Source organism: Streptomyces sp. Ru72 (assembly GCF_002920635.1).
Lineage (GTDB): Bacteria > Actinomycetota > Actinomycetes > Streptomycetales > Streptomycetaceae > Streptomyces.
Window position 1 is genome coordinate 1 of sequence record NZ_PQSR01000193.1, and the last position, 6,021, is coordinate 6,021.

A 6,021-nucleotide genomic window follows, 5' to 3' on the forward strand; every position below is an offset into this window, starting at 1 on the left:
CCGCCAGCAGGTCATGCCCGAGCCGAAGCCCAGTTCCTGGGGCAGGTACTCCACTGGATCCCGGTATGCAGCACGAACAGGATCCCGCACAACGCCTGGCGATCCGGCACACGCGGCCGGCCCGAGACCAGCTTCGGCGCCGGCTTCGGGAGCAACGGCTCGATGAACGACCACAGTTCGTCCGACACGATCCACGGTCGCGACTGACGCTTCCCCACGCCCCGACCAACGAGCCGACAAGCCAACGGTCACTTGATCAACAACTTCTGTTAGGGCCTCTAAGACCATCCTCATTGCGGCGGCGACAGCAGTAGTCATCGGCGTGTTCGTTACGCCGCGTCTTGAAGCCCGAAGTCGTCGTTCGCAAGCAGCCGATCAAGCGTGGACACAATTTGCGTCACACGTGCGCACGATCATGGCCTTCGGTCTCCTACTTCAGCAGGAGATACCACCTGATGAACTCCCGCCGGGCACGCTGGCGAATCTGCAGGCAGAGAGAACCCGATGGCTGGCTGGCCTGGATGACAGCACTCGGTGGCTCCTGGATCACAGCCAGAGTTTCGCGCAGTACTTTCGTGGAGGCTTGCCACGGTCCATGGCTCTTCAGTACTCAATGCGCGCCCGGATCACCTGGATCTCAGCGGTCCCCGAGGCGGAAAAGGTGCGGTACCTGACAGAAATGACAGAACGCGTTGAAGTACTGTTTTTCGAGCGCCGTTGGCGGTTGAGTGTGATCTTGCGAGCCCAGACTGAGCTGCAGCAGCTGATGAGCTCGCACTGAACTGCAGGTGCGCTGCAGGCTCAATCCGGGCGCAGGCTGCGCAGTGGCGCGGCCGCCGCTGCAGTGAGCTGCCGCTTCTACTACTTCGACCACGCACTCAGACCAGCGCGTCGGCGGGTGCGGGTCACTCGCCGAACAGCGGCACCTGCGTCGCGTCGACGTCCGTGCGGACGCGGTGTAGCCGAGCTGGGTGACGCCAGCGGCCCTCCGCGTCCCGGGCCACGTCAACAGCCACTTCCACCACCAAGGCGGGATGGACCAGCGTGACGTCCAGGACCTCTCGGCTGCCCCAAGCCGCGGAGAATGTCCAACCCGTCCATGGGTGATGGCCTTGGGGCGGGGTGAACTGATCGGCCAGGGCGCGTCCTGTGGTCTGGGGCAGGGTGGTACTGCGGCCGGTGTACTGCAGGTGGCCGGCCTTGTCATAGCGACCCAGCAGCAGGGTGCGGGGCGCGGTGAGCGGCCCGGTGATCGCGCCGACGACGGCCTCGGTGGTGGCGCGCACTTTGTACTTCGCCCAGGAGCGGACGCCTGGGCGATATGGCTCGTGGAGTCGCTTGAAGCACAGTCCCTCCAGCCCGGCCGCCGTCCACGTCAGCCACTCACGCGCGGTGGCGGCGTCGGTGGTCGACGGGCACAGTGCCCACGGCGCCTTCAGCGCGCGTTCGTCAAACAGGTCCTCCAGGGCCGCGCGGCGCCGTACGTAGGGCCAGGCGGTCAGGTCTGTGCCGCAGTGGTGCAGCAGGTCGAAGGCGACGAAGTGCGCCGGCCACTGTGCGGCCAGCTGAGCGGTGGTCGCCCCGCGCCGCCCGAGGCGCTGCTGCAGCCGATCGAAGGCCAAGCGACCCTCCTCCCACACCACCAGTTCGCCATCGAGCCCGGTATCCGGCGGCAGCTGTGCGGCCGCTGCCGCCATCTCGGGGAACGCGGCGGTCAGGTCCGTGGCGCGTCGTGAACGCAGCAGCACCCGCTCACTCGCATACCAGGCGAGCTGCGCGCGGTAGCCGTCCCACTTCGGCTCGGCTGCCCAGCCCGGCCGCAGATCAGGGCTGGACACCGGGGAGGCGAGCATCGGCTCTGGCAGCGTCCACATCACGCTCGACGCCTTTCACGATGGCTAGCCGCCCGTTCAAGCCCACAACAATCCATATCAAAGCAAATAGTGACAAAATCGGCATACAAGTCGTAGTGGGCGGGAGGGAAGGGTGGATTGGGACGCGGTCGCCGATGAGCTCTACGGCCTGCCGCCGGGCGAGTTCACCGCTGCCCGCGATGAGCACGCGAAGGCCGCCCGCTCCGCTGGCGACCGGCAGATGGCCGAGAAGATCCACCGACTGCGGCGCCCGACTCTGGCGGCATGGGCCAGCAACCTCCTGGTGCGCGAGCAGCCGGACGAAGTCGAGCGGCTGCTGCAGCTGGGGGAGGCGCTGCGGCAGGCCCACCGGGACCTGGACGGGGAGCAGCTGCGGGAGCTGTCGACGCAGCAGCACCAGCTCACCTTCGCCCTGGCCAGGCAGGCCTCCCAGCTCACGGCCCAGGCCGGTCAGCGCATCAGCGAGGACGCCCGACAGGAAGTCCAGGACACCCTGCACGCGGCGCTGGCCGACCCTGAGGCGGCCAAGGAGTGGGCGAAGGGCCACCTGACGAAGCCCCTATCCGCCCCGGTCGGCTTCCCCACCCCCTCCCGGCAGCCCGCACCGGCACCGGCTGCCCGCCGCCCCGCCGGCGAGGTGGCCGACCTTGATGCCGCGCGCACCCGGCGCCGCGAGCAGCAAGAGCGTCTTGAGCGCGCCCAGCAGCAGAGCGCGGAAGCCGAGCAGGAACTCCACGAGCGTGAGGGCGAGCTCACCGCCGCTGAGGAGGAGCAGAGCCGGGCGGAGGAAGCACAGGGGCAGGCCGAGCAGCGCGTAACCGACCTGTCCCAGCAGCTTGACGAGGCGGAGCGCGAGCAGCAAAAGGCGCGGGAGGCGGCACGGAAGGCCCGCGACCACGCCCGAGACGCGGACCGGGCCGTGCGTGAGGCCCGACGCCGGGCCAAGGACGCAGCCGCCCACGCCCGGAAGCTCGCTGAACAGACACAGCACCAAGGGAAAGGCGGATGAGCGATGGCGCGAGCGATCTGGAGCGGGGTGCTCACCTTCGGACTGGTCACGGTGCCGGTGCAGCTGTTCACCGCGACCGAGGACCACACGATCCACTTCCACCAGCTGCAGCGCGACACCTCCGACCGCGTCCGCTACCAGCGGGTGAACGAGAGAACGGGCAAGGAGGTGGACTACGACGACATCGTCAAGGGCTACGACCTGGGCGGCGGCGACTACGTCATCGTCGAACCCGACGAGCTGGACGACATCGCCCAGGGCAAGTCCCAGGTCATCGAGATCACCGGCTTCGTCGACCTCGAGCAGGTCGAGCCGGTCTACTTCGACAAGACCTACTACATCGCCCCGAAGGGCGAGGAGTACGCCAAGGTCTATGAGCTGCTGCGGGCCGCGCTCGAGAAGGAGAACAAGACCGGCATCGCCACCTTCGTGATGCGGGGCAAGCAGTACCTGGTCGCGCTGCGCGCGCAGGAAGAGGTGCTGGTGCTCCACACGCTGCACTGGGCGGATGAGGTCCGTGACCCGCACCAGGAGCTGTCGGTGCTGTCCGGCCGCGGCGACGCCCAGGGCAGGGAGCTGGACACTGCCCGGCAGCTGATCGGCGCACTGTCCATCGACTGGAACCCGAAGGACTACCACGACACCTACGAAGAGAAGGTCAAAGAGCTGGTCGACGCCAAGGCGAAGGGCAAGGAGATCGTCAGCGAGGAAGCCCCTCCGCAGGCCACCAACGTCATCGACCTGATGGAAGCCCTGCAGCGCAGCGTCGAACAGACCCGCGGCTCCGGAAGCAAGGCGCCGGAGGAGCGAAGGAGCAAGAAGAGCACGGCCCAGAAACCGGCGCGTAAGCCCGCAGGGAAGTCCGCGGGGAAGCCGGCGAAGAAGATGACGGCTGGGAAGGCCCGCCCCAAGGAGACGAGGGCGTCAACCACGGCAGACAGCAAGGGCGCGGGGAAGCGTGAACTGCGGCAGCTGAGCAAGACAGAGCTGTATCAGCGGGCCAGTGACCAGGGCATCGCCGGCCGGTCCAAGATGAGCCATGAAGAACTGCTCGACGCCCTGGCCCGGGCCGGGCGCCGCCGGAAGAAGATTGCGGCCTAGCAGGCCGGCCCCCGAACCGGAGCACAAGCGCAGGCCACCCGCCTCGTCCCGCTCCGATCGCAGTCTGCTGCGTCGCGCCGTAGACAGAGGAATGAACGCCGGCGCCAGTCGTAGAGCGCCGAGCCTGCGATGTCGTGCGGGTGCCGCGGTCATCCTCACGGTGGTCTGCAAGGCGGCCTGATCTTCCGGCCACGTCGCGAGTACGCCCGCATGGGCAAGAGCTGCTTCTCGCCGACACAACCACCGGGGTGATCGGGGATGGCGAATCTGCGGGCGGTTGGTGATGCGTCACAGCATCACCAACCGTGCCGTCTGCTGCATGTCACGATCCGCCGGCGGCCCGAGCGGGTGTAGGACTTGGCGAGAAGGTCCTCCACCAGCCTGCTCTTCGCTGCCGAGTACGCCGCCCTGCCCTCGTGGTCGGCAGGGAACTGCTGCGCCAGCGCCTCCTTCAACGCGCTGTAGCGCCGGACTTCGTCGGGCCGCTGACGCAGGTAATCGCGGAGCAGAATGTGATCAAGGTGAGATCTTGAGTCTGCGATCACGCCGTACAGATGATGTGCGTGAGCGGTAGGCGGGGATTGGAAAGCCTGCCGCCCCGGAATCCCCAGGTCGCCTTCGTGTCGATAGCCCTGCCCGGCGAGTCGGGAAATCAGCTCGGGTATGAGGGCTTCGTCGGACACCACGATGTCCAGGTCGATGATCGGTTTTGCGGCGCACCCTGGCACAGCTGTACTGCCGACATGTTCGATGGACACAGCAAGATCCGCGACGTGAGGTGCCAGTCGCCGCCGCAGCTCCTGAAACCGCTCGGGCCAGCGGGGGTCGTAGTCACTGACCTCGATCAGGTGTGTCATGTCGGCAGTCTTGCAGGGGCACGAGGACCCTACGCAGTCATGGCGGCGGGAACGGGTATGTGCGTTCAGACGTGAGACAGGAGCCGTTCTACGCCTGCCTGCAGCGCCGCTTCGTCCGCCCAGGGCGGGTTTGCGCCGGGGACGGAGCAGGTCTGGGCGGCGACGCAGGCGGCGAAGGCGCAGGCTTCTGTGACGTCTTGGAGGCTCAGCCCGTCGAGCCGGCCGCCGAGGTGTCCGAGGGCGGTGAGGCGGTGCAGCAGACCCGCGGTGAAGGAGTCCCCGGCGCCGACGGTGTCGACGACGTCGACGGCCGGGGCCGGGACGGTGACGCGGAGGCCGTCGAGGGAGGCGAGGGCGCCGCGTGAGCCGAGGGTGATGACGACGAGGCGCGCGCCGGCGGCGTGACAGGTGTCGCAAGCCTCTTCGGGGCTGGCGTCGGGAAGGAGCAGGCCGAGGTCGTCCTCGCTGAGGCGGAGGATGTCGGCGAGGGCGCACCAGCGTGGGAGCCGTTCCTGGTAGGCGGAGGGCGGTACGAGCAGGGGGCGGACGTTGGGGTCGATGGACACGGTGACGTGTTCTCGTGCCTTGGCGAGGTGGTCTTCGATGCGGCTGCCGCCGGGTTGGCGTATCAGCGCCAGGGAGCCGGTGTGCAGGCAGACCGTGCCGTCGTGCGGGGTGCGGGCGAGTTCGTCGGCGGTCCACTGCCAGTCGGCGGCGCTGTCGGCGTGGAAGGTGTAGGTGGCCTGGCCGGTCTCGTTGAGGGCGGCGACGGCGAGGGTGCTGGGCTCGGGGGCGGTCACGCTGCCGCTCAGGTCGACGCCGGAGTCGCTGAGGCGGGTGCGGAAGAGCGTGCCGAAGACGTCATGGGAGAGCCGCGCGAGGAAGCGGGTGGGGGTGCCGAGCCGGGCGAGGGCGACGGCGGTGTTGGCGGGGCCGCCTCCCGGCAGGACGCGCAGGGCGAGTTCCCCTGGGCCGGATAGGGCGGGGGCGGTGAAGGCGTCCGCGACGCACTCACCGAGAACGGTGACACGGCTGGGGGGACTCGAGTCGAGCCATGGTGATGGTCTGCCTCTCTGGAAGCGCGCGGAGTTGCCGCGGTTCCGCGCGTGGGTTTCGGCCGGTGCCCGGCGGGCCGGGCGTACGTACGGGGGAAGGACACCGGGCGGTGGCCTGATGCAGC

The 6,021-nt window shown here is 68.5% G+C and carries 6 protein-coding genes and 1 pseudogene; 3 read left to right on the forward strand and 4 right to left on the reverse strand.

Features of this window, described 5'->3' with window-relative positions:
* Positions 1–218: pseudogene (locus tag C3488_RS38905) on the reverse strand (transposase); the annotation flags it as partial.
* A gap of 185 nt (positions 219–403) precedes the next feature.
* On the opposite strand from C3488_RS38905, the gene C3488_RS38910 reads away from it, so the two are divergent.
* A complete protein-coding gene (locus C3488_RS38910; RefSeq protein WP_103845542.1) occupies positions 404–781 on the forward strand; it encodes a hypothetical protein in 378 nt (125 codons plus the stop codon).
* Positions 782–905: 124 nt separating this feature from the next.
* Here the strand turns inward: C3488_RS38910 and C3488_RS38915 are convergent, their stop codons facing one another.
* Positions 906–1,874 (reverse strand): ATP-dependent DNA ligase, encoded by a 969-nt coding sequence (locus tag C3488_RS38915; RefSeq protein WP_181139376.1) that lies wholly within the window; start codon positions 1,872–1,874, stop codon positions 906–908.
* A 112-nt stretch (positions 1,875–1,986) separates the two neighbouring features.
* Here C3488_RS38915 and C3488_RS38920 point away from each other — a divergent pair, with 112 nt between their 5' ends.
* Together C3488_RS38920 and C3488_RS38925 are read left to right on the forward strand one after the other, a co-directional pair.
* Complete coding sequence (locus C3488_RS38920; protein ID WP_103845544.1) at positions 1,987–2,883, forward strand: hypothetical protein; 897 nt, start codon at positions 1,987–1,989, stop codon at positions 2,881–2,883.
* Positions 2,884–2,886: 3 nt separating this feature from the next.
* On the forward strand, positions 2,887–3,984 hold the full coding sequence (locus C3488_RS38925) for a Ku protein (RefSeq protein ID WP_103845545.1): 1,098 nt from the start codon (positions 2,887–2,889) through the stop codon (positions 3,982–3,984).
* A gap of 296 nt (positions 3,985–4,280) precedes the next feature.
* Here the strand turns inward: C3488_RS38925 and C3488_RS38930 are convergent, their stop codons facing one another.
* A complete protein-coding gene (locus C3488_RS38930; RefSeq protein WP_103845546.1) occupies positions 4,281–4,841 on the reverse strand; it encodes a GrpB family protein in 561 nt (186 codons plus the stop codon).
* Between the two features lie 65 nt (positions 4,842–4,906).
* On the reverse strand, positions 4,907–6,016 hold the full coding sequence (locus tag C3488_RS38935) for a carbohydrate kinase (protein ID WP_103845547.1): 1,110 nt from the start codon (positions 6,014–6,016) through the stop codon (positions 4,907–4,909).
* Positions 6,017–6,021 lie beyond the last annotated feature (5 nt).

Coding starts and splice junctions, on each gene's coding strand:
- C3488_RS38930 (WP_103845546.1), bottom strand. CDS start 4,841: ATGACACACCTGATCGAGGTCAGTGACTACGACCCCCGCTGGCCCGAG.
- C3488_RS38915 (WP_181139376.1), bottom strand. CDS start 1,874: ATGTGGACGCTGCCAGAGCCGATGCTCGCCTCCCCGGTGTCCAGCCCT.
- C3488_RS38925 (WP_103845545.1), top strand. CDS start 2,887: ATGGCGCGAGCGATCTGGAGCGGGGTGCTCACCTTCGGACTGGTCACG.